The sequence below is a fragment of the Microbacterium keratanolyticum genome (assembly GCF_016907255.1).
GTDB classification, from domain to species: domain Bacteria; phylum Actinomycetota; class Actinomycetes; order Actinomycetales; family Microbacteriaceae; genus Microbacterium; species Microbacterium keratanolyticum.
This window is the reverse complement of sequence record NZ_JAFBBQ010000001.1, coordinates 2,665,597-2,687,259: the sequence shown is the minus strand read 5'-3', so window position 1 is coordinate 2,687,259 and position 21,663 is coordinate 2,665,597. Positions and strand designations below refer to the sequence as shown.

14 protein-coding genes and 3 rRNA genes are annotated in these 21,663 nt (G+C 64.2%); 1 reads left to right on the top strand and 16 read right to left on the bottom strand.

Annotation, left to right across the window (positions count from 1 at the left end; genetic code table 11):
* Positions 1 to 9: 9 nt before the first annotated feature.
* The 6 genes from recN to JOD62_RS12905 form a co-directional block, all read right to left on the bottom strand.
* Complete coding sequence (gene recN, locus JOD62_RS12930) at positions 10 to 1,695, bottom strand: DNA repair protein RecN (RefSeq protein ID WP_204940208.1); 1,686 nt, start codon at positions 1,693 to 1,695, stop codon at positions 10 to 12.
* Positions 1,692 to 2,597, bottom strand: a complete 906-nt coding sequence (locus JOD62_RS12925) for an NAD kinase (protein WP_204939663.1) — start codon at positions 2,595 to 2,597, stop codon at positions 1,692 to 1,694. Before JOD62_RS12925 ends, recN begins: the two co-directional genes overlap by 4 nt.
* The gene (locus JOD62_RS12920; protein WP_204939662.1) at positions 2,594 to 3,394 is read right to left on the bottom strand and encodes a TlyA family RNA methyltransferase; all 801 of its coding nucleotides are present in this window, start codon (positions 3,392 to 3,394) and stop codon (positions 2,594 to 2,596) included. The genes JOD62_RS12925 and JOD62_RS12920 overlap by 4 nt, the downstream gene beginning before the upstream one ends.
* A complete protein-coding gene (locus JOD62_RS12915; protein WP_204939661.1) occupies positions 3,391 to 3,612 on the bottom strand; it encodes a hypothetical protein in 222 nt (73 codons plus the stop codon). The genes JOD62_RS12920 and JOD62_RS12915 overlap by 4 nt, the downstream gene beginning before the upstream one ends.
* A 121-nt stretch (positions 3,613 to 3,733) precedes the next feature.
* The gene (locus tag JOD62_RS12910; protein WP_204939660.1) at positions 3,734 to 4,765 is read right to left on the bottom strand and encodes an HAD-IIA family hydrolase; all 1,032 of its coding nucleotides are present in this window, start codon (positions 4,763 to 4,765) and stop codon (positions 3,734 to 3,736) included.
* Complete coding sequence (locus JOD62_RS12905; RefSeq protein WP_239526695.1) at positions 4,765 to 5,427, bottom strand: hypothetical protein; 663 nt, start codon at positions 5,425 to 5,427, stop codon at positions 4,765 to 4,767. Before JOD62_RS12905 ends, JOD62_RS12910 begins: the two co-directional genes overlap by 1 nt.
* On the opposite strand from JOD62_RS12905, the gene JOD62_RS14925 reads away from it, so the two are divergent.
* Complete coding sequence (locus JOD62_RS14925) at positions 5,380 to 6,450, top strand: hypothetical protein (RefSeq protein WP_239526694.1); 1,071 nt, start codon at positions 5,380 to 5,382, stop codon at positions 6,448 to 6,450. The genes JOD62_RS12905 and JOD62_RS14925 overlap by 48 nt on opposite strands.
* A 161-nt stretch (positions 6,451 to 6,611) precedes the next feature.
* Here the strand turns inward: JOD62_RS14925 and rrf are convergent.
* The 10 genes from rrf to argC form a co-directional block, all read right to left on the bottom strand.
* Positions 6,612 to 6,728, bottom strand: a 5S ribosomal RNA gene (gene rrf / locus JOD62_RS12900).
* A 113-nt stretch (positions 6,729 to 6,841) separates the two neighbouring features.
* A 23S ribosomal RNA gene (locus JOD62_RS12895) occupies positions 6,842 to 9,942 on the bottom strand.
* A 421-nt stretch (positions 9,943 to 10,363) separates the two neighbouring features.
* Positions 10,364 to 11,887, bottom strand: a 16S ribosomal RNA gene (locus JOD62_RS12890).
* Together the 16S, 23S and 5S rRNA genes form the textbook arrangement of a ribosomal RNA operon.
* 763 nt (positions 11,888 to 12,650) lie before the next feature.
* Positions 12,651 to 14,741, bottom strand: a complete 2,091-nt coding sequence (locus JOD62_RS12885; RefSeq protein WP_239526693.1) for an alkaline phosphatase family protein — start codon at positions 14,739 to 14,741, stop codon at positions 12,651 to 12,653.
* Positions 14,742 to 14,916: 175 nt separating this feature from the next.
* Entirely contained in the window at positions 14,917 to 16,341 is a 1,425-nt protein-coding gene (argH, locus tag JOD62_RS12880; RefSeq protein ID WP_204939658.1) for an argininosuccinate lyase, read from the bottom strand.
* Positions 16,338 to 17,270, bottom strand: a complete 933-nt coding sequence (gene argF / locus JOD62_RS12875) for an ornithine carbamoyltransferase (protein WP_204939657.1) — start codon at positions 17,268 to 17,270, stop codon at positions 16,338 to 16,340. Before argF ends, argH begins: the two co-directional genes overlap by 4 nt.
* A complete protein-coding gene (locus tag JOD62_RS12870; protein ID WP_204939656.1) occupies positions 17,267 to 18,514 on the bottom strand; it encodes an acetylornithine transaminase in 1,248 nt (415 codons plus the stop codon). Before JOD62_RS12870 ends, argF begins: the two co-directional genes overlap by 4 nt.
* Positions 18,511 to 19,422, bottom strand: coding sequence for an acetylglutamate kinase (argB, locus tag JOD62_RS12865; protein WP_204939655.1), 912 nt, complete (start codon positions 19,420 to 19,422; stop codon positions 18,511 to 18,513). Before argB ends, JOD62_RS12870 begins: the two co-directional genes overlap by 4 nt.
* The gene (gene argJ / locus JOD62_RS12860) at positions 19,419 to 20,576 is read right to left on the bottom strand and encodes a bifunctional glutamate N-acetyltransferase/amino-acid acetyltransferase ArgJ (RefSeq protein ID WP_204939654.1); all 1,158 of its coding nucleotides are present in this window, start codon (positions 20,574 to 20,576) and stop codon (positions 19,419 to 19,421) included. The genes argB and argJ overlap by 4 nt, the downstream gene beginning before the upstream one ends.
* A complete protein-coding gene (gene argC, locus JOD62_RS12855; protein ID WP_204939653.1) occupies positions 20,573 to 21,625 on the bottom strand; it encodes an N-acetyl-gamma-glutamyl-phosphate reductase in 1,053 nt (350 codons plus the stop codon). The genes argJ and argC overlap by 4 nt, the downstream gene beginning before the upstream one ends.
* Positions 21,626 to 21,663 lie beyond the last annotated feature (38 nt).

Genomic DNA, 21,663 nt, shown 5'->3' with positions numbered 1-21,663 from the left:
GCCGCGTCGTCAGTCCTCGCGCAGTGCGAGGAGCTCGCGTGCATGGACGAGCGCTGCATCGGAATCCGTGAGACCAGAGAGCAGACGCGCCATCTCGGCTTCGCGTTCCGCGCCCGCAAGGGTCCGCACACTCGACGCGGTCACCTGACCGTCGTTGGACTTCACGACGGAGAGGTGGTTGTTCGCGAAGGCCGCGACCTGCGCCAGGTGCGTGACAGCGATCACCTGCGATGTCTGCGCGAGCTGTGCCAGGCGTCGCCCGACTTCGATCGCCGCCGCACCGCCGATTCCGGCATCGACCTCATCGAAGACGAAAGTGGGCACGGGGTCGGTGGCGGAGATGACGACCTCGATCGCGAGCATGACTCGTGAGAGCTCACCGCCGGATGCTCCGCGCGACACAGAACGCGGCTCCGCTCCCGGGTGCGGAGCGAGCAGGATCGCGACATCATCGCGTCCATGAGTGCTCTCCGCGCCGGGTGTCACCGCCACCTCGAGCCGTGCGTCCGGCATTGCGAGCGCATGCAGCTCTGCCGTGACGGCGGCTCCCAGTCGCTCAGCGGCCTTCACACGCACGGAGGTGAGCGCGTCCGCCGCCTCATCGAGTTCGACACGGATAGCATCACGCTCAGCTGTCAGGCGATCCACGCGTTCGCCGTCGTCTTCGAGCTCGGCCAGACGCAGGGAGCCCGTGTTCCAGAGCTCCAGCGCCGCATCCAAACTGCCGTGTGCGCGGATGAGGGTCGCCAGCACAGCACGGCGCTCCTCGACGGCGGCAAGCTCGTGTGGCCCTGCCTCGTCGAGGTCAGCCAGATAGCTTGACAGCTGCGCCGCGAGATCCGCTGCCCGGTAGCCGAGATCGGCGATGCCCTCCGCGATCGTCAGCAGCGTGGCATCCGCGGTCCGCTCGACCGCCCGGCGTGCTTCCGCGGCGAGAGCAGCGATGTCGGGCCCGCCTTCGTCGCTCGACAGGGCGCTGTGCGCGAGCGAGGCGGCGAGACGGAGTTCCTCTGCGTTGGCGAGGCGCTCGGCGCGCTCGTTCAGCTCGCTGTCTTCGTTCGGCTGGGGATCGGCCGCTTCGATCAGCGCGAGGGCCTCGCGGAGATCCGCGGCCTCTGCCTGTCGACGATCTCGGTTGTCGACGAGGTCACGAAGTGCGGCGTCCCGCTCCCGCCAGGAATCGAACAGTCGGCGATACCGGTCCTGCGCCTGGGCCACGGGCTTACCGCCGAATCGGTCGAGCGCATCACGCTGCGCCGCCGTCGACTTGAGGCGCAACTGATCCGACTGTCCGTGCACGACGACCAGCGCCTCGGCAAGCTCGGCGAGGACGCCCGCAGGCGCCGCGCGCCCTCCGACGCTCGCCCTGCTGCGCCCCTCGGCCGTCAGAGTTCGGGAGACGTAGAGCTCAGAACGTTCGTCGTCCAGGGGTTCCAGCTCTCCCCCGGCTTCGTCGACCGTGTCTGCCACCCGTCCCGTGGGTGGGACGAGCCACACTCCGGCGACCGAAGCCTGTGTGGCTCCGGCGCGCACCGCACCGGAGTCGGCGCGCTGGCCGAGAAGAAGGCCGAGCCCGGTGACCACCATCGTCTTGCCCGCACCGGTCTCGCCCGTGATCGCTGTGAATCCGGGGCCGATCGGCAGAATCGCCTCGGCGATGACGCCGAGATCGCGCAGGCGCATCTCTTCGATCACGGGGCACCCCGCCATCCCTCGACCGGAAGCTGGAACTTGCGCACCAGGCGATCCGTGAAGGCAATCGGATGCAGACGCGCCAGACGCACCGGCTGCGACGAGCGCCGTACGATCACGCGGGCGCCGGGGGGAAGATCATGTGAACGCCGACCGTCGCACCAGAGAATCCCCGTGCCGTCCGTGCGCTCCAGCAGCTCGATCGCGACCGGGGCTTCCGGACCGACCACGAGCGGGCGCGCGAACAGCGCGTGGGCCGACAGCGGGATCACCGCGATGGCCTCGACGCTCGGCCAGATCACGGGACCGCCCGCAGAGAAGTTGTATGCGGTAGAGCCCGTCGGTGTGGACACGACCATGCCATCGCAGCCATAGCTGGAAAGGGGACGTCCGTCGATCTCGACGACGACCTCGATCATGCGCTCCCGGCTCGCCTTCTCGACGGTCGCCTCATTGAGCGCCCAGGTCTCGTAGACGACGTGTCCGGCAGCATCCTTCACCCGCACCGACAGCGCCATGCGCTCTTCGACCTCATAGTCGCGGTCGATGACGCGCTTTACCGCGGCATCCATGTCATCCCGCTCGATCTCGGCCAGGAATCCCACGTGTCCCATGTTGATTCCGAGCACCGGCGCTCTGCTGCCGCGCACGAGTTCTGCGGCGCGCAGAATCGTGCCGTCGCCACCGAGGACGATCGCCAGCTCGAGGTCTTCGACGCCGACCGCGTCGCCGACGGCGTCGACGTCGGAGAACGAGGCATCGACCTCGGCGAGCTCCGCGCGATCCTGCGGATCGAGAACCGGGTGCGCCCCTGCGTCACGGAGCGCGGCGATCACGCGTCGGGCGGCGGCTACCGTGTCATCGCGGCGCGCATGGGCGACGACCAGGATGTTGCGCTCGTTCATCGTCCTCCTGCGAACTCGTCGATGGTGTTCAACCATTCTGTCGGATTCGTTCCGCGACCCGGCGCGAGGTGCACGAGGAACTCGGCGTTGCCGTGTGTGCCGAGAATCGGCGACGGCAGCACCCCGAGTATCCCGAGGCCCGCGTCCCAGGCGTCCCAGACGCTGCGTGCGACCGCGTCCGAGCGCGTTGCGGGGTCGGTGACGAGCCCTCCGCGCACGGCGGTGCGGCCGACCTCGAATTGCGGTTTGATCAGCAGAACGACGTCAGCATCTGGTGCGGCGACACCCGCGACGGCCGGATAGATGTGGCTGAGGGAGATGAACGAGAGATCTCCGACGATGAGATCGGGGGCGGATGCTTCGCCGGTCGTGTCGCGGAGGCTGTCCGCGGTCATGTGGCGGACATTGAATCCTTCGACGACCGTGACGCCCTCGTCCGCGCGGATCTCGGACGCCAGCTGATCGTGTCCGACATCGACCGCCAGGACGCGGCGCGCACCCCGTTCGCGTAGCACCTGCGTGAACCCACCCGTGGACGCCCCCATGTCGAGCGCGAGGCGTCCCGCCACGGGAATGCCGAAACCGTCCAGCGCGGCGATGAGTTTGTGGGCGGCACGGCTCACATAATGATCGGCACCGGCGACGGTCAGCAGATCGCGGTCGTCCACCCTGAGTGAGGGCTTGATGCTCGTCGCCCCGTTGACGCTCACGAGTCCATCGGCGATCAGGGTCGCTGCATGAGTACGCGAACGAGCGAGTCCGCGCTCCGCGAGCGCGGCGTCCAGCCGGGCACTCACCGTGGACCCGGTCGAGCGGCTGTGGGCGAGGGATCGGCAGGTGCCGAGGAACCGGTGTCTCGTGGCACGCTCTCGAGTCGTTTCGTGAGGTCGTCGTGCAACGCCGAGTACGCCGCGGCACGGTCTTCGAGCGGCTGCCCTTCGATCAGGCGCAGGCGGCTCCACAGCCCGTCCGTGGGAGGCGTCGTGTCGCGCTCTTCCGGGGTCTCTTCGCTCACGATCCCCACTCTACGCGGCAGCGCGGACAGCACTGTGAGGGCACGACGAAGTCCGGGGAAGACCGTCGTGTGCAGCCGACCTGTGCAGTACGCGGTAGCGACCGCTCAGAGCATCCGACGATTAGGGGCGGAAGAAGGTGTCCGCGTACAGGCGCTCGGGAACGTCGAATCCGTAGATCGCACGCCCTGTCGCCCAGATCGCCGCCGCTCCTGCCCGCAGCAGGTCGATCGGGCGAGAGCCCTCCGAGACGATCACGACATCGACGCCGTCGATTCTCACCGCGGCGTCGCCGACCGACGTGATGCCGTCCTTGACCTTGGTCTGGGGATAGGGCTCGTGAAGTTCGCGCAGATCGCCCAGGATGTACGTCGGCTGCGAACCGGTCGGTGCCGCGAGCACGTGCTTCGGGCGGTCCACCCCTGTGATCACGAGTGCTGAGTCGATACCTGCACGGTTGGCGCCGAGGATATCGGTGTCCAGACGATCTCCGATGAAGAGCGGCTTGCGCGCGGAGAAGCGCGCGATCGCCTCATGGAAGATCGGCACCTCAGGCTTTCCCGCGACAGTCGCGAGACGGCCGACTGCCGTGTGCACGGCGGAGACTAGAGTCCCGTTTCCGGGGGCAATGCCACGAGACTGCGGGATCGTCCAGTCGGTGTTCGTCGCGATCCAGGGGATCCCACCTTCATCCTCGGGGACCTTCAGCGCGAATGCCGCCTCCGCCAACTGCGTCCAGCTCACATCCGGCGCGAAGCCCTGAACGACAGCGCTCGGCGCATCCTCTGCGCTGCGCGTCACCACATATCCGGCCTTCTCGGCTTCCACGACCAGCCCCTCGCCGCCGACCACGAGAATCGTGGAGCCGGGTGCGACCGTGTCGCCAAGCAGACGCATGGCCGCCTGGGGGCTCGTCACCACCTCGTCCGGTGCCACCGTCAGACCGAGCTCCGTGAGGTGCGCGGCCACGGAAGCATCCGTGCGTGAGGCATTGTTCGTGATGTAGCCGAGGCGCAGAGAGCGCTCGACTTGCCGCAGGCTGTCGATCGCATGCGGAATCGCGCCGGCTCCGGCGTAGACAACGCCGTCCAGGTCCGCGAGAACGACATCCACTCCGGCGAGCGGCGTCGCCGGAGTCCGGGAGAAGAAACCCACTACTTCTGCTCCCCCGGTTCGTCGGATGCCTCGTCGGTCGCTCCCGACGACGTCTCGACTGTCTCGTCTGCGGTTTCCGCGTCGGCGTCGGCGTCGGCCAGGTCGTCGTCCAACTGCATGTCTTCGATCAGGAGTTCTTCGTCGCCGCCGTAACCGAGCGCCTCGCCCGCCACTGCAGCGCGATGCGTCCAGAAGGCTGCTTCTTCATGGCGTCCAAGGTCGTCAAGCACAGCCGCACGCGCAGCGAAGAGCGCGGGGCTCCACTCGTAGGCGCGGTTCGGGTCGAGTTCGGGGATCTCCAGCTCGCCGAGAGCGAGTTCGCGCTCACCCCGGTCGAGTCGTGCACCGGACATCGCAATCGCGAGTGCGACACGGACGCCGACGTCGAGCGTGGATCGGTCGACGGATCGCCCTTCCTCGAGTGCGCGATCAGGGCGCCCGATGCCACGCTCGCTGTCGACCATGAGCGCGATCTGATCGTCCTTGCCGGAGATCCGGCGGTAAGTCCGCAACTCCCGCAGAGCAAGGGCGAAATCGCCCACACCATAGGCAGTGATCGCGAGCGTCTCGCGAACGATCGCAATGCGGCCCGCGCGACGCGATGCTGCCAGCGCGTGCTCGTGGGCGAGCGCGGGGTCTTCGTCGATGAGCTGCGCCGCCATCGCGAGGTGACGCGCGACGTTGTCCGCGTTCTCCTTGCTCAGGGTCTTGAGCTCGTTCCGCGCGGAAGGGTGCAGGTCGAACGCTGTGACCTCGTCCGGAACGAAGGGGTCACGAGGACGATCGGATGCCTGCTCTTGACGACGCGGACGTTTGTCTTCGCGACGAGGTCCACGGTCGCCGTCATAGTTGCGCTGGGGACGGTCGTTGCCGTAGCGCGAGCTGCGGCCATCGTCGGATCGAGCAGGTCGTCCGCTCTGCCCATAGGGACGGTCGCTGCCCTGACGCGCGGGACGCTCTCCGTCATGTCGACGGGGACGGTCGTCGAAAGACCGCTTCGGGCGATCTCCGTCGTAGCGCGGACGATCATCCGCGGGACGAGCCGGACGATCGCCGTCATACCGGCGAGGCCGATCACCGTACGGCTTCTGGGAACGGTCACCGGCCGCACGAGCGAGACGGTCACCGTCGTAACGACGAGGGCGGTCATCAAAGGACCGACGGGGAGCGTCGTCGTAAGAGCGCTTCGGACGATCTCCGTCGTAGCGCGGACGATCACCCGCGGGACGACCCGGACGCTCGCCGTCGTGACGACGAGGACGATCACCGTGCGGCTTCTGGGAACGGTCACCGGCCGCACGAGCGAGACGGTCACCGTCGTAACGACGAGGGCGGTCATCAAAGGAACGCTTCGGACGATCTCCGTCGTAGCGCGGACGATCACCGGAGGTACGCGCTGCGCGGTCGCCGTCCTGGTGTCGAGGACGGTCGCCATCTCGCCGGGGACGGTCGTTGCCCGACCGACGATCGTCGTAAGAGCGCTTCGGGCGATCGGCGTCATAGCGCGGACGGTCCCCGCTCCCCTGTCGCGCAGGACGCTCAGAGTCATAACGCGGCGGTCTGCTGTCGCCGGAACGCTGCGAACGATCGCTGTCTCGTGCGGGGCGTTCTCCGCGGCTCGCAGCGGGAGAACGACGATCCCCATCGACAAAGCGGCGAGCAGGGCGCTCGCTGTTTCGCGATGAAGAGGAGTCGGCACGGTCGTTGAAACGTCGCTGTTCGCCGCGCCCATCGCGCGGCGTAGAACGACGCTCTTCCTCGTTCGACATGACTTCTTCCTCTCCAGGGGGATCTCTTGTTAACGCAAAATGGCCACCCAGCAATGGGTGGCCATTTTACAAAAGAAGTCCGGCGGTGTCCTACTCTCCCACAGGGTCCCCCCTGCAGTACCATCGGCGCTGTGAGGCTTAGCTTCCGGGTTCGGAATGTGACCGGGCGTTTCCCTCACGCTATGGCCGCCGAAACACTATTGATGTTTCAATCAAAACCTTAGCAACACAATACATGTTGTGTTGAAGGTGGTTCTCGACCGTACATCGAGAACCACTCAGTGGACGCAAGCACCAAAAACGGTGTGTTATCAAGTCATCGGCTTATTAGTACCAGTCAGCTGCACGTGTTACCACGCTTCCACATCTGGCCTATCAACCCAGTAGTCTGGCTGGGAGCCTCTCGCCCGAAGGCATGGAAGTCTCATCTTGAGGCCGGCTTCCCGCTTAGATGCTTTCAGCGGTTATCCATTCCGAACGTAGCTAATCAGCGGTGCTCCTGGCGGAACAACTGACACACCAGAGGTTCGTTCAACCCGGTCCTCTCGTACTAGGGTCAAATCCTCTCAAACTTCCTACGCGCGCAGCGGATAGGGACCGAACTGTCTCACGACGTTCTAAACCCAGCTCGCGTACCGCTTTAATGGGCGAACAGCCCAACCCTTGGGACCTACTCCAGCCCCAGGATGCGACGAGCCGACATCGAGGTGCCAAACCATGCCGTCGATATGGACTCTTGGGCAAGATCAGCCTGTTATCCCCGAGGTACCTTTTATCCGTTGAGCGACAGCGCTTCCACAAGCCACTGCCGGATCACTAGTCCCGACTTTCGTCCCTGCTCGACCTGTCAGTCTCACAGTCAAGCTCCCTTGTGCACTTACACTCGACACCTGATTACCAACCAGGTTGAGGGAACCTTTGGGCGCCTCCGTTACTTTTTGGGAGGCAACCGCCCCAGTTAAACTACCCACCAGGCACTGTCCCTGAACCGGATTACGGTTCGAAGTTAGATATCCAGAGTGACCAGAGTGGTATTTCAACAATGACTCCACAAGAACTGGCGTCCCTGCTTCAAAGTCTCCCACCTATCCTACACAAGCCACACCGAACACCAATACCAAGCTGTAGTAAAGGTCACGGGGTCTTTCCGTCCTGCTGCGCGTAACGAGCATCTTTACTCGTAGTGCAATTTCGCCGAGTTCGCGGTTGAGACAGTTGGGAAGTCGTTACGCCATTCGTGCAGGTCGGAACTTACCCGACAAGGAATTTCGCTACCTTAGGATGGTTATAGTTACCACCGCCGTTTACTGGGGCTTAAATTCTGAGCTTCGCCGAAGCTAACCCGTCCTCTTAACCTTCCAGCACCGGGCAGGCGTCAGTCCGTATACATCGTCTTGCGACTTGGCACGGACCTGTGTTTTTAGTAAACAGTCGCTACCCACTAGTCTCTGCGGCCACCAAACGCTTTCGGAGCAAGTCCTAATACGTCGATGGCCCCCCTTCTCCCGAAGTTACGGGGGCATTTTGCCGAGTTCCTTAACCACGATTCTCTCGATCTCCTTGGTATTCTCTACCTGACCACCTGAGTCGGTTTGGGGTACGGGCAGCTAGAACCTCGCGTCGATGCTTTTCTCGGCAGCATAGGATCACCCACTTTTTATCCGCATCGTGTCTCAGCCTACGTGAACGGCGGATTTGCCTACCGTTCGGCCTACGCACTTGCACCAGGACAACCATCGCCTGGCTTGGGCTACCTTCCTGCGTCACACCTGTTAATACGCTAACCGCACCAGCATGGGGTCGCGCGCTCCACCAAACGATGCCACCCGAAGGTGACGGTGTCTGGCTTTGGGCGCTTAGCACCACTGGATTAGCTTGGGCGGTTCTTCGCCGGTACGGGAATATCAACCCGTTGTCCATCGACTACGCCTGTCGGCCTCGCCTTAGGTCCCGACTTACCCAGGGAAGATTAGCTTGACCCTGGAACCCTTGGTCTTTCGGAGGACGTGTTTCTCACACGTCTTTCGCTACTCATGCCTGCATTCTCACTCGTGTAGCCTCCACGGCTGGTTTACACCGCCGCTTCGCTGGCCACACGACGCTCTCCTACCCATCAACACGGCTGGACCACGAAGGCCTACCAATAATGTCAATGCCACAACTTCGGTGGCGTGCTTGAGCCCCGTTACATTGTCGGCGCGGAATCACTTGACCAGTGAGCTATTACGCACTCTTTCAAGGGTGGCTGCTTCTAAGCCAACCTCCTGGTTGTCTAAGCAACTCCACATCCTTTCCCACTTAGCACGCGCTTTGGGACCTTAGTTGGTGGTCTGGGTTGTTTCCCTCTCGACTATGAAGCTTATCCCCCACAGTCTCACTGCTGCGCTCTCACTTACCGGCATTCGGAGTTTGGCTGACGTCAGTAACCTTGTAGGGCCCATCGGCCATCCAGTAGCTCTACCTCCGGCAAGAAACACGCAACGCTGCACCTAAATGCATTTCGGAGAGAACCAGCTATCACGAAGTTTGATTGGCCTTTCACCCCTATCCACAGCTCATCCCCTCAGTTTTCAACCTAAGTGGGTTCGGTCCTCCACGCGCTCTTACACGCGCTTCAACCTGGCCATGGATAGATCACTTCGCTTCGGGTCTAGGACATGCGACTGAATCGCCCTATTCAGACTCGCTTTCGCTACGGCTACCCCACACGGGTTAACCTCGCCACATATCGCTAACTCGCAGGCTCATTCTTCAAAAGGCACGCTGTCACCCCTACTAAGGAGGCTCCAACGGTTTGTAAGCAAACGGTTTCAGGTACTATTTCACTCCCCTCCCGGGGTACTTTTCACCTTTCCCTCACGGTACTTGTCCGCTATCGGTCATCTGGGAGTATTTAGGCTTATCAGGTGGTCCTGACAGATTCACACGGGATTTCTCGGGCCCCGTGCTACTTGGGATACTCTCCACGCCAGAACACGCATTTCGACTACGGGGTTGGCACCCTCTATGACCGGCCTTTCAAGACCGTTCGTCTATACGCTTCTGTAACGTCGGACCTTCGGCAGAAGATCCAGGTGAGTCCCACAACCCCGAACATGCAACGCCTGCCGGCTATCACACATGCTCGGTTTAGCCTGATCCGGTTTCGCTCGCCACTACTAACGGAATCGCGGTTGCTTTCTCTTCCTGTGGGTACTGAGATGTTTCACTTCCCCACGTTCCCTCTACCCGCCCTATATATTCAGGCGGGAGTCACTAGGTCGGCACGCCGCCCAGCGGGGTTTCCCCATTCGGACACCCTCGGATCAAAGTGTGCTTATCCACTCCCCGAGGCTTATCGCAGATTGCTACGTCCTTCTTCGGCTCCAGATGCCAAGGCATCCACCGTTTGCTCTTAAAGACTTGAAATCACATGAGTTGAATCAAAACTCGACCCACACCCGAAAGTGTGAATCAGAAATTGACTAATGATCTTTAAGATCATCTTTCACAACACAACCCCAAAGGGTCATGTTGAAGATGCTCGCGTCCACTGTGTAGTTCTCAAAGTACGGGCGGTACTCAACCAGCAACCAACCAAAAAGGCCAGAAACCAGAAGAGTCCTGAGGTTCAGCCGCAACCCAAACGGGTTGCACCCGGTCCCTCAGGACCCAACAGCGTGCAGACACCCCGCTCACCAATCCCCACATTCCAACCAACCGAAGTTGACGTACTAGCAGAAACCAGCTGCGCTGATGTCATGTCAAATGTTCCACCCATGAGCTCCCAGCGAAGAACGTACGCCTTCGATCTGGGTTCTGGACTCGTGATGAGTCAGATGCTCCTTAGAAAGGAGGTGATCCAGCCGCACCTTCCGGTACGGCTACCTTGTTACGACTTAGTCCTAATTACCGATCCCACCTTCGACGGCTCCCTCCACAAGGGTTAGGCCACCGGCTTCAGGTGTTACCGACTTTCATGACTTGACGGGCGGTGTGTACAAGACCCGGGAACGTATTCACCGCAGCGTTGCTGATCTGCGATTACTAGCGACTCCGACTTCATGAGGTCGAGTTGCAGACCTCAATCCGAACTGGGACCGGCTTTTTGGGATTCGCTCCACCTCGCGGTATTGCAGCCCTTTGTACCGGCCATTGTAGCATGCGTGAAGCCCAAGACATAAGGGGCATGATGATTTGACGTCATCCCCACCTTCCTCCGAGTTGACCCCGGCAGTATCCCATGAGTTCCCACCATTACGTGCTGGCAACATAGAACGAGGGTTGCGCTCGTTGCGGGACTTAACCCAACATCTCACGACACGAGCTGACGACAACCATGCACCACCTGTTTACGAGTGTCCAAAGAGTTGACCATTTCTGGCCCGTTCTCGTATATGTCAAGCCTTGGTAAGGTTCTTCGCGTTGCATCGAATTAATCCGCATGCTCCGCCGCTTGTGCGGGTCCCCGTCAATTCCTTTGAGTTTTAGCCTTGCGGCCGTACTCCCCAGGCGGGGAACTTAATGCGTTAGCTGCGTCACGGAATCCGTGGAATGGACCCCACAACTAGTTCCCAACGTTTACGGGGTGGACTACCAGGGTATCTAAGCCTGTTTGCTCCCCACCCTTTCGCTCCTCAGCGTCAGTTACGGCCCAGAGATCTGCCTTCGCCATCGGTGTTCCTCCTGATATCTGCGCATTCCACCGCTACACCAGGAATTCCAATCTCCCCTACCGCACTCTAGTCTGCCCGTACCCACTGCAGGCTGGGGGTTGAGCCCCCAGATTTCACAGCAGACGCGACAAACCGCCTACGAGCTCTTTACGCCCAATAATTCCGGATAACGCTTGCGCCCTACGTATTACCGCGGCTGCTGGCACGTAGTTAGCCGGCGCTTTTTCTGCAGGTACCGTCACTTTCGCTTCTTCCCTACTAAAAGAGGTTTACAACCCGAAGGCCGTCATCCCTCACGCGGCGTTGCTGCATCAGGCTTGCGCCCATTGTGCAATATTCCCCACTGCTGCCTCCCGTAGGAGTCTGGGCCGTGTCTCAGTCCCAGTGTGGCCGGTCACCCTCTCAGGCCGGCTACCCGTCGACGCCTTGGTGAGCCATTACCTCACCAACAAGCTGATAGGCCGCGAGCCCATCCCAGACCGAAATTCTTTCCAATAGCTGACCATGCGGTCGCTACTCGTATCCAGTATTAGACGCCGTTTCCAGCGCTTATCCCAGAGTCCGGGGCAGGTTGCTCACGTGTTACTCACCCGTTCGCCACTGATCCACAAGAGCAAGCTCCTGCTTCACCGTTCGACTTGCATGTGTTAAGCACGCCGCCAGCGTTCATCCTGAGCCAGGATCAAACTCTCCGTAAAAAAGAAATGCATACACAACCGGGAAAACGGCCATGCAGCGAGTTTGAAACTGACCAAAGAGATAAATCATTGCTGACTATCCGTTGCCAACCCCAAAGGGTTGGTCTTTGATCCAAAGGAATTTCTCACCATCAACCCAAAAGGTCAATGGACGAGGAATAAATTGGCATTTGACAAGTGCACGCTGTTGAGTTCTCAAGGATCGGATGCTCCTGCGGTCCAGCCTCACGGCCTTCCCTTCAGGGCAACTTCTCTATCTTATCCGAGCCGCTCAGCCTGTCAAATCGACACGCCGTGAAGCTCGGAACCAGATCCGCCACCCAGAGCTGAACGCTCCGAGGCAACTTCTCTAGCTTACCCGCCAGACCCAGACTGTCAAATCGACGATCCAGACCAGCAGGCCACCACCAGAACCACAGTTCCAGGCCCTCCCCAAACGAGAAGAACACACCAGAACCAAACGGCTTCGAAGTGTGGTGGGCTGTCCGCCAGCATGAGGGGGGTGAGGCCTTCCGGCCCTTCCGCTTCCCTGTGGGGCGAACAAGTAATAACTTACGCGCAACGCCACCAACCCACAAATCACCCCACCCCGCCGGGCGTGTCGCCGCCGCTGCTCAGGAAGCACGCGCGTGCGGGCAGAAGGAGCGCTGGGGACTCTCACCGCCGAAGAGGCGATGACCCCGATCGGATCATCGCCTCTTCATGCACGACGTGGAGTGATGCGGTGACGTTCGCTCGCAACCTCCCACGCAGACTCGCGCGTCTACTCGACGGTGCCCATCGCGGTCCGACGACGGAGGCCCACGAAGGTCGCAAGTGCGCCGAGGACGAGAACGCCACTGCCGAGGAGGATCAGCGGAAGAGGATCCGCGCCCGTCGTCGCCAGGCTGCCCGTACCGGATCCGCCGGTTCCCGTGGAGTCGCCCGCACCCGAGCCCTCTCCCCCGGGCGTCCCAGTACCCGGGGTCTCCGTACCCGGGGTCTCTGTGCCCGGTGTCTCTGTGCCCGGTGTCTCTGTGCCCGGCGTCTCCGGCTCCTCGGCCACCGGCGTCACGGGGCCGACGGCCGCCGACTCGACGGAGTCACCTTCCGCGCCGTGAGCACGAACCGTCACAGAGTAGGGAGTTCCGTTGCGGAGACCGAAGATCTCGCAGGTCGTCTCCCCCGTTGTCGTGCAGGTCGCCGACTCCGCCCGAGCGTTCACCTCGATAACGGGCACAGCCGTCACCGTGTATCCCGTGACGTCGACCTCGCTCACCGACGCCTGCCAGCTCGCGCGGAGCGAGCCATCCCCTGCGATGACCGAAAGACCGGTCGGCGCGGGCGGAACGATTGGCGCCGGAGGCTCCTCCTGCACGAGCACCACCTGGTCGATCGTCCAGAACGCACTGTTCTGACCGGTGTAGTGGAACGAGACCTGCGCGGTCTCCGCGCCGGCCGGCACATCGAAGCTCAGATTCTCGACGCGGTTGGTGTCGACCTTGTAGGTCTTGAGTGATTGCGGCTCGCCACCGTCGAAACTCACACGCACATCCGCCGTCTGCGGTCCGTCGATGAAGTAGTTCGTCGCGTATGACAGCGTCGCGGTCGCCGCACCGTTCAGAGCCCACGCGGGTGAGTTCAGCGTCGAGTCGAAGGGCCCGGGAGCGTGCGAGCGATCATCCCACTCGTCCGAGTCCGCGACCGCGAACACATCGCGGTTGCGAACACTCGTCTCACGCATCTGGCCGGCTTCCACTCCGGTCCAGAACTCATCCGTCGCGAAGCTCCATCCGCTCCACTCGGTGACACCGCCCGCGGGCATCCGCGAGTTATCGATGCTCCACCCCTCCGGTGTCTCGTTCGTCCAGCCCAGTGTGCTCGCGCCCGGACGGGTCTCATCCACCTGGGTCCGCAGCACCGGCCGCAGCGCATCGAAGTCGTCGGCGACGAGCGTGTCGATCGTGTGCCCGTCAAGGTCCCAGCCGCCGTCGATCGAGATGCCATTCGCCTGCAGCACCATCGGGGCGATCTCGACCAGCTTGGTGTCATGGCGTTCGACACCGACCGGGATGCCCGTGCCCGCGGCGATCACGAAGGTGCGCCGTTCCGCCGCGGTGTTCCCGCCATGCCCGCCGATCGGACGGTGCCCGTGATCGGATGTGACGACGACGAGCCATTCTTCCGACGGCGCCGTCGCACGGGTCTCGATCGAAGCGAGCATCTCGCCGATCTGCGCATCTGCACGCTGCAGCGCTTCCGCGTAGGCAGGTCCGTTGGTGCCCACGGAGTGCCCTGCGCCATCCACCTCGTCGAGATGCACGAACACGTTGTCGGGATTCCCCGCACTCAGGTAGTCGACGACCGTCTGCGTGGTGCCGGCGTCGTTCCCACCCGCGACCCGCAGGTCGACCGCAGGCCCGAACACCTGCTGAGAGATGGGTCCCCAGGTGCCCACCACAAGGTTCGACGCCGCCGGATCGGCGGCCTCGATCCGCGTCAGGTAGTCGGGGTACTCGTCATAGCGAGGGTCGGCGAAGCTGTTGTCCACGACGTTGTGCTTGTCGGGCCAGACACCCGTCGCGATCGTCGACCATCCTGCGCCCGAGATCGTGCCGGCCATCGGATTGGCGAAGAGGTTGCTGACAGCTGTCATGCCGTTGGTGCGCAGCGAGGTCAGGTTCGGCATGGCCTCGGGTGCCATGAAGTCGAAGCTTGCACCATCGATCCCGATGACCAGCGTCTTGGTGGTGTGCGTTCCGTCAGGCAGTTCCTTGTACTCGGCGGCCTGCGCTGCAGAGGGCGCGACGACTGCGAGTCCTGTAGCGATCAGCGTCGTCGAGGTCGCGCCGAGCGCACGTCGAAACCGGGGCATTTTCATCTCCGTGAGGTTGGGATTGCGGAGGAGTACCGCGATCCCAGTCTCACCGGAGAAGGGTATACAACTTTATGAAATCAAGAAGTTGTCGACATACGTTCGGATGCAGTTCACCCCGGCCCCTGCGCTGTGCAGGGAACCGGGGTGAATGAGCTGCTGAACCTGCGTGGAGTCAGAGCCCCAGCGCGTGCGCGGCAGCCTGCGCGCGAGCGACCAGCTCGGCGCGCTGCTCCGTGACACGAATCGGTGCCGTACCACCGGCTCCCGTGCGGGAAGCCACCGAACCTTCGATGCTCAGAACCTCCCGAACGGCCGGAGTGAGATGCGACGACACCTGAGAGAGCAGCTCATCCGACGCATCCTCGAGTCCGATACCCGCCTCCTCACAGGCGCGAACGAGCGCCCCGGAGATCTCGTGGGCATCTCGGAAGGGCACGCGCTGCTTGACGAGCCACTCGGCGACGTCCGTTGCAAGCGAGAATCCCTGCGGCGCAAGCTCGGCCATCCGATCGGTGTCGAAGCGCAGCGTCGCGACCATGCCCGTGAAGGCAGGCAGGACGACCTCGAGCGTCTGCACCGAGTCGAAGACCGGCTCCTTGTCTTCCTGCAGATCCCGGTTGTACGCAAGCGGAAGACCCTTGAGCGTCGCCATGAGGCCGGAGAGGTTGCCGATCAGACGCCCCGACTTGCCGCGCGCGAGCTCGGCGATGTCGGGGTTCTTCTTCTGCGGCATGATGCTCGACCCCGTCGAGTAGCCGTCGTCGAGAGTCACGAAGCCGAACTCGCGGGTGTTCCAGAGGATGATCTCCTCGGACAGACGCGAGAGGTCGACGCCGATCATCGCCGAGATGAAGGCGAACTCCGCGACGACGTCGCGCGCCGAGGTGCCGTCGAGGGAGTTCTCGGCCGGACGCTCCAGCCCGAGCTCCCGTGCGACGAGTTCGGGGTCGAGGCCCAGCGTGGAGCCTGCCAGCGCTCCCCCACCGTACGGCGAGACCACCGCGCGCGCACGCCAGTCGACAAGACGCTCGAGCTCGCGAACGAGCGGCCAGCCGTGGGCCTGGAGGTGATGCGCCAGCAAGACGGGCTGTGCGTGCTGAAGGTGCGTGCGTCCCGGAAGGATCGCATCCGGGTGCGCCTCGGCCTGCGCAACCAGCGCGTCGATGAGGCGCAGGATGTCACGCGCGATCACCTGCGCATGATCGAGCAGGTACATGCGCACGAGCGTCGCGATCTGATCGTTGCGACTGCGACCGGCGCGAAGTCGTCCGCCGAGTTCCGGACCGAGCTCCGCGATGAGCGCTGCCTCCAGCGCTCCGTGCACATCCTCATCGCCCGGCTGCGGTCGCAGCGAACCATCCGCGACAGCACGCGCGACGGCGTCGAGTCCCTCGTGCATCCGCTGCTCTTCCTCGGGTTCGAGGTAGCCGGCGGCCGCGAGCGCCTTGGCGTGCGCATGGGATCCTGCGATGTCATACGGCGCGAGAATCCAGTCGAAGTGCGTGGATCGGCTGAGCTCGACCAGCTCGGGTGCGGGTCCGCCTGCAAAGCGCGCACCCCAGAGTGCACCCTCGTTTGTTCCGCCGGTGCCGCTCACTTCTCGTCCTGCTTCCCGAGCAGCCACACCAGAAGAGCCTTCTGCGCGTGCAGACGGTTCTCAGCCTCATCCCAGACGACGCTCTGCGGTCCGTCGATCACGTCCGTGTCGACCTCGTAGCCGCGGTCTGCGGGAAGGCAGTGGATGAAGATCGCTTCCGGATCGGCGAGACTCATCGTCTCCGTCGTGACCTTGTACCGGCCGAGGTCGCGCAGGCGCGCGATCTTCTCTTCTTCCTTGCCCATCGAAACCCAGGTGTCGGTGACGACGACATCCGCGCCGACCGCCGCTTCCTGAGGGTCGGTGAGAAGCGTGATGGATCCGCCGGTCTCCGCTGCGCGTGCCTGCGCGGCGGCTACGACGTCGGCACGCGGCGCATACTCGACGGGCGATGCGACCCGCACGTGCATGCCGGCGGTCACGCCGGCCAGCACATAGGAGTGCGCCATGTTGCTGCGGCCATCACCGAAGAACGACAGCGTGAGGCCGGCGAGCTCGCCCTTGTGCTCGCGGATCGTGAGCAGATCAGCCAGCAGCTGACACGGATGGAAGTCGTCAGACAGCGCGTTGATCACGGGGACGCGCGTGCCCGCCGCCATCTCTTCCAGGCCCGACTGCGCGTAGGTGCGCCAGACGATGGCGGCGACCTGACGCTCAAGCACCCGGGCGGTGTCGGAGGGAGTCTCCTTGCCGCCGAGCTGGCTGCTCGCGGTCGAGATGATCAGCGGCGAGCCGCCGAGATCCGCGATTCCCACGGCAAAGGACACGCGGGTACGCGTCGAGGACTTGTCGAAGATGACGGCGACCGTCTGCGGACCTGCGAGGGCCTTGTTGGCGAAACGATCCTTCTTCAGCTCGAGGGCCAGATCGAGGATCTCGGTCTGCTCGGCCGACGTCAGATCGTCGTCGCGAAGGAGATGGCGCGTCATGCGGGAACCTTTCCGGAGTCGGCGGTCGTGGCGCCGGTCGAGGATGCTGCTGCTGCGGGCGTGGATGCCTCGACCTCGGCGAGAGCGGCAGCGAAGAGTGTGCGGAACTCCGCGATCTCGGCGTCGCCGATGTTGAGTGGCGGTGCGATTCGCACCGTCGACGGGTTCGCCGCGTTGACGATCAGTCCGAGACGCTGTGCGGCGGCGACGATCTCACCGGCGACCGGTGCCGCGAGGGCGACACCGATCAGCAGACCGCGGCCGCGCACGCCGACGACGAGTGGAGAACCGACCTCTTCGATGACCGTCCGCACCTGGGCGCCGCGAAGAGCGGCGTTCTCCACGAGTCCCGCGTTCTCGATCTCTCCGAGGACAGCATCCGCCACAGCCGTTCCCAGCGGGTTGCCCCCATAGGTGGAACCGTGGCTTCCCGGGGTGAACAGCTGGCTGGCCGCTCCGTACGTCACGATCGCGCCGATCGGGAACCCGCCACCGATGCCCTTCGCCAGGGTGATCGCATCGGGCACGATGCCCTCGTGCTGGTAGCCGAACCAGGCACCGGTGCGTCCGGCGCCGGTCTGGATCTCATCGATGATCAGCAGCGCACCGTGCTTCGTGGTGAGTGCGCGAGCGGCGGCGAGGTACCCCTCAGGCAGCTCGACGACGCCCGCCTCGCCCTGAATGGGCTCGACGATGACGGCAGCCACGCTGTCATCGATCGCGGCTTCGAGCGCTTCGATCGTGGCCGGGATGTGCTCGACGCCCCCGGGCATCGGAAGGAACGGCTCGCGCATCGCCAGCTTCGCGGTCATCGCGAGGGAGCCCATCGTGCGACCGTGGAAGGCGTTGTCGAGCGCGATGATGCGCGGCCGGGCCGCGCCGCCGTGCAGGCGGGCCAGCTTGAAGGCGGCCTCGTTGGCTTCGGCGCCCGAGTTCGAGAAGTAGACGCGCCCTTCCTCACCCGTGCCCGCCAGGCGCTTGAGGCGTGCAGCCAGCGCGAGCTGCGGCGGGGAGGCGAAGTAGTTCGAGATGTGCACCAGCGTCGCCGCCTGGCGGGAGATCGCCTCGACGAAAACGGGGTGCGCGTGGCCTAGCGAGTTCACCGCGATGCCGGCGAGGAAGTCCAGGTAGCGACGTCCGTCGCCGTCCCAGACGTGAGCACCTTCACCGCGTGTCAGCAGTTCCATCCGCGGGCCGACATTCTTGATCAGGTCGCGCTGGGCGTCATCCTGCCAACCGCTCATTTCACTGCCTTTCCTGCAACAACTTCAGTTCCGATTCCCTTGCTGGTGAACAGCTCCACGAGCACCGAGTGCGGCACACGCCCATCGATGATGGCCGCCGCGTCGACGCCCTGCTCGACAGCGTCCAGGCAGGCGCGCATCTTCGGGATCATGCCGGACTCCAGTCGCGGCAGCATCTCGGTGAGCTCCTCGGAGGTCAGATGCGACACGAGCGAGTCACGGTTCGGCCAGTCCGCGTAGAGGCCGGGCACGTCCGTCAGGATCACCAGCTTCGCCGCACCGAGCGCGACCGCGAGCGCGGCGGCAGCCGCATCCGCATTCACATTGAGCGATTGTCCGGGGTTGTCGAGGTCGGGGGCGATGCTCGAGACGACCGGGATGCGCCCCGCAGCCAGGTGATCGAGCACCGGAGTCGGGTCGACCTGCACGACGTCGCCGACGCGCCCGAGATCGACCTCTTCGCCGTCGACGATGACGCCGCGGCGGCGCCCGCCGAAGAGGCCGGCGTCCTCGCCGCTGAGCCCGGTCGCGATCGGGCCGTGCGAGTTGATCTTGCCGACCAGCTGCGGGTTGACCTGTCCGGTCAGCACCATCCGCACCACGCTGATGGCCTCGGTGTTCGTGACGCGGTAGCCGCCCTTGAACTCGCTGGGGATCGCGAGGCGATCCAGCATGTTCGAGATCTGCGGGCCGCCGCCGTGCACGACGACCGGCTGCACGCCGACGTAGCGGAGGTAGGCGATGTCCTGCGCGAACGCGTCCTGAAGCTCGTCCGAGACCATCGCGTTACCGCCGTACTTGACGACGACGATCTGGTCGCGGAACTTCTTCAGCCACGGCAGCGACTCGATGAGGGTCGTCGCCTTCTCGGCGGCGACTCCGGCGGGAGTGTCCTGGATGTCGGTCATGAGGCGTATGCGCTGTTCTCGTGAACGTAGTCGTGTGTGAGGTCGTTGGTGAGGATCGTGGCGGTGGCCTCGCCGACCAGCAGGTCGATGACGAGGTGCGTCGCGCGCGGGGTCAGATCGACCTCCTCGCGCGGGCGATCGGGCCCTCCTGCCGTGCAGACGCGGACGCCGTTCATGAAGACATCGACGTTGTAGGGGTCGAAATCGGCACGGGTCGTGCCGATCGCGGCGAGCACCCGGCCCCAGTTGGGGTCGTTGCCGAAGATGGCGGCCTTGAAGAGGTTGTTGCGAGCGACGGAGCGGCCGACCTCGACCGCATCGTCTTCGCTCGCAGCGCCGCGGACCTCGATCGTGATGTCATGGCTGGCGCCCTCGGCGTCGCCCTGCAGCTTCTGTGCCAGCTCCTGGCTCAGCGCGGTGAGCGCTGCCGCGAACTCGTCGAGATCGGGACGGACACCCGATGCACCGTTCGCGAGGAGGGTGACCTGGTCGTTCGTCGACATGCAGCCGTCCGAATCGAGGCGATCGAACGTCACGCCCGTCGCGCGACGCAGCAGCGCATCCGCCTCGGAGGCCTCGAGGTCGGCGTCGGTCGTGATCACGACGAGCATCGTGGCGAGTCCCGGTGCGAGCATGCCCGCGCCCTTCGCCATGCCGCCGATCGTCCAGCCGTCGCCCTGGACGACTGCCGTCTTGGAGACGGAGTCGGTCGTCATGATGGCCTCGGCGGCGCTCTGCCCACCGTCCGCGCTGAGCGCCGCGATGCCGGCCTCGACTCCGGCCAGCACATTGGCGCGGAACGTCTCGTCGCCGACGCCGATCAGCCCGGTGGAGCAGACCACGACGTCGCCGGCGCTGATGCCCAGCAGCTCCGCGGCCTTCTCCGCCGTCTGATGCGTGGTCTGGAAACCGAACTCGCCGGTGAAGCAGTTCGCTCCCCCGGAGTTCAGCACGACGGCCTCGACGACGCGATCGGCGACCACCTGCTGCGACCACAGGATCGGGTTGGCCTTGGCGCGGTTGCTCGTGAACACCGCGGCGCCGACCTTGCGGGGGCCCCGGTTCACGACCACGGCGACGTCGGGCTTGCCTGTCGACTTGAGGCCTGCGGCGACTCCCGCCGCTTCGAATCCCTGCGGGGCGGTGACGCTCACGGGGCTACTCCGTTCGTGCTGAGCGCGGTGCCCTCGGGAAGACCCAACGCGATGTTCATGGATTGGACGGCCGCGCCCGCGGTGCCCTTGACGAGGTTGTCGACCGCGGTGACGATCGTGACGCGGTTCGCCGCACGGTCGATCGCGAGGCCCATCAGCGCCGTGTTCGCACCGAGCACGTCAGCCGTGCGCGGGAAATGCCCTTCGGGCAGCAGCTGCACGAAGGTCTCGTCACCGTAGGCGTCCTGCCACGCCGCGCGGATCTGCGCGTCGCTCGTTCCCTCGACGATCGGTGCCGTGACGGTAGCGAGGATTCCCCGCGACATCGGCACGAGGACCGGGGTGAAGGAGATGCGGATGCGATCGTCGGCCGCTCCGGATGCCGCGGCGAGCGCCTGCCGGATCTCGGGGATGTGGCGGTGGGTGCCTCCGACCGCGTAGGGGTTCGCGGAGCCGAGGATCTCGCTCGCGAGCAGGTTGGTCTTCGCGCTCTTGCCCGCACCTGAAGGCCCCACGGCAAGGACGGCCACGATGTCAGACGGATCGATGACACCGGCGGCGACGCCCGGCGCAAGGCTGAGGCTCACAGTCGAGGCGTTGCATCCGGGAGCGGCGATGCGCCGCGCGCCGACCAGGTGCGAACGCTGTTTGGTCCCGTCGACGAGAAGCTCCGGAACGCCATAGGACCAGGGCTCGTGGAACGCGCCGCCATAGAAGGCGTCCCACGCGTCCTGCGAGGTGAGGCGATGATCGGCTCCTGCGTCGATGACGAGCGGAGTGTCGCCGAGCGCGTCGGTGTACTGGCCGGACTGGCCGTGCGGCAGCGCGAGGAACACGATGTCGTGACCGGCGAGGATCGCGGGCGTCGTGTCCTGCAGCGTGAGATGTGCGAGCGAACGCAGGTGCGGCTGGTGCTCGATGAGCGGCTGGCCGGCATTGGAATGCGCGGTCACTGTGCGGATCTCGATGTCGGGGTGGCCGGCGAGCAAGCGAAGAATCTCGCCACCCGCATAGCCGGATGCGCCGGAGACGGCGACGGAATACGTCATGTATCTACCTTAACGGTCGGAGCTGGAGGGACCGGGGC

Bases quoted from the DNA above. Each gene is read 5' to 3' on its own strand.
- JOD62_RS12925 (WP_204939663.1), bottom strand. From the start codon at position 2,597: ATGAACGAGCGCAACATCCTGGTCGTCGCCCATGCGCGCCGCGATGAC.
- JOD62_RS12905 (WP_239526695.1), bottom strand. From the start codon at position 5,427: ATGGCGGCGCAGCTCATCGACGAAGACCCCGCGCTCGCCCACGAGCAC.
- JOD62_RS12885 (WP_239526693.1), bottom strand. From the start codon at position 14,741: ATGCCCCGGTTTCGACGTGCGCTCGGCGCGACCTCGACGACGCTGATC.
- argF (WP_204939657.1), bottom strand. From the start codon at position 17,270: ATGACGCGCCATCTCCTTCGCGACGACGATCTGACGTCGGCCGAGCAG.
- JOD62_RS12870 (WP_204939656.1), bottom strand. From the start codon at position 18,514: ATGAGCGGTTGGCAGGATGACGCCCAGCGCGACCTGATCAAGAATGTC.
- argB (WP_204939655.1), bottom strand. From the start codon at position 19,422: ATGACCGACATCCAGGACACTCCCGCCGGAGTCGCCGCCGAGAAGGCG.
- argC (WP_204939653.1), bottom strand. From the start codon at position 21,625: ATGACGTATTCCGTCGCCGTCTCCGGCGCATCCGGCTATGCGGGTGGC.